General features: G+C 61.1%; 1 protein-coding gene. It reads right to left on the bottom strand.

Annotated features, from left to right (window positions below; all coding sequences use genetic code 11):
- The coding region (locus tag R3C19_27480) for an ABC transporter permease (GenBank protein MEZ6064105.1) at positions 1-1,407 on the bottom strand (1,407 nt) is incomplete at its 3' end.
- Between the last annotated feature and the right edge of the window lie 99 nt (positions 1,408-1,506).

Below are 1,506 nucleotides of genomic sequence, written 5' to 3'. Positions count from 1 at the left end.
CCAGTAAGCGTCGTCTCGTTCGGTGATGCGGCTCATTTCCATTTCAAACGGCTGGTTCCAGTCACTGAACGATTCGACGTCGGTAATGCCCGGCACGTGCGGAGTCAGGTTCACGTCGACGGTCTTCGGGTCGTCGTCGGGAAAAATGCCCTGCACCGTGAAGTCACGTTCAATCTCCGGCAGTTCGCCATGGCTGCCGACATCATGCCAGCGAGCTTTGACGGTCCCGCCGACGTCCACCTGAAGATCCGCGGCAAGCCACGCCGACAGCAGCAGGTCATGGTCTCTCAGTTGCGGAACCGGCTTGCCATCACGCAAACGGTAGCTATCCGAAGCCTGCCGATCCTGAAACGGAATGCCGGCGACGATGGAATACATCGAATAGCGTTTGTCGCCGGAATCACGGTCCGCCGCGGCGATTTCGTTGGCGAGATACACCAGTGTCGGTTCGGCGCTGAGTCCCAGTTCTTCCGCGGCGGCAAGAACCGCATCGGAGAGCGGATCGGGAAGAATCATGCGATCGCTCTCCGCCGAGATGTAGCCGCGATCGGTGATCGGCCGCAGGCGCAGGCCGACGTCATCCGGCGTGATCTGCGACTTGATCGCTTCGGCGAGACCACTGTCATCGGCGAGAGCTCCCGCCGCAGCCGAATTGCCTGCAGCGGTGTCCGGAGTTTTTTCGGAACTCGCCAGCATTGCATTGATGCGAGCCGGTTTGGCAACCGCGCTGCGACGACCGGCATCGATCTTTTCCAGCCCCAGCGCCGTTTGCAGCGTGTCCAGAGCCAGAAACGCGTTGTACGGAAGCTGCTGCGCCGGAGTCAGCGAGAACCGCGACGCGCCGGTGGATTCGCTCAGCACGTGGCTGACGGTGGCCTGAATCTCCAGCGTCGTTTCGTCGCGTTCGCCCAGCAGGCTGTCTCGCGGAATCGACGACGGCAGTTCGACCCACAGCGAAACGGTGTCACCGGATTTCACGTGAAGTTCCATCGCCGTGCGATACCCCAGAACAACTTCGCGATCACCCGGCAGCGGAGTGTCGGACGTTTCCAGCAGGCTCCAGCCGTCATCGGCGATGCCGGCGATTGTCACCGAACCGGCTCGGTGGATGGACTGGCCGTCGTGTGCTTCAACGCTTCCGGTCAGCAGAATCGCGGGTGCAACAGTTCCGGCACCGGATTTCTTCTGAACCTCCGCCGCCAGATCCTGCCGAAAGAAAGTCGGTGCCTGCGCGACATGCGTGATCCGCCCCAGCCGCTGCAGCGTCATCTGCCTCAGGCTGTATCGCACACTGTCACCAACGATCAGCGACCCGCCAATCACGGCCGTCGAAATGGCGACGGCCAGCATCACGACGAAGTTGATTCGCCGATAATAAACGGCGCTTTGGAGGATGTAGCGGAGCATGTCGGGGAACAATCGCGAACCAGGCGATGAGGAGTGAAAGTCAAGTTCGGAATCGGCGATATTGGCAGTGGTACCGGCGATTCCCGAGAACACGCTGAT

This window comes from Planctomycetaceae bacterium, from assembly GCA_041398785.1.
Lineage (GTDB): Bacteria > Planctomycetota > Planctomycetia > Planctomycetales > Planctomycetaceae > JAWKUA01.
Note: the sequence above shows the minus strand (reverse complement) of the source record. Positions and strands in the feature narration are given on the sequence as shown.